Here is a 246-nt window from a genome sequence, read left to right on the forward strand (position 1 = left end):
CTGAGCCGATGCCGCTCATACGACCGGAGAGACGCCTACCCGTGCGCATCGCCTGACGGCAGGTCGACGAGACGATCGCGGCGTCTAAGCTGGCAAAGAGCTAGCTCTCCGTGGTGCCCGGGGGGGGACTTGAACCCCCACTCCACTTTCGCGGATGCGGATTTTAAGTCCGCTGCGTCTGCCGATTTCGCCACCCGGGCGCGGGGTCAGCCTCCATGCTAACCCTGCCTGACTTGCACAAACACG

Annotated in this window: 1 tRNA gene; it reads right to left on the reverse strand. The window is 64.2% G+C overall.

What is annotated here, in order from left to right:
* Positions 1-111 precede the first annotated feature (111 nt).
* A tRNA-Leu gene (locus AC5IJH_RS18695) sits at positions 112-200 on the reverse strand.
* Between the last annotated feature and the right edge of the window lie 46 nt (positions 201-246).

Origin of the sequence: Candidatus Dedyshia acidiphila, from assembly GCF_051025295.1 — a bacterium.
Lineage (GTDB): Bacteria > Acidobacteriota > Terriglobia > Terriglobales > Acidobacteriaceae > KBS-83.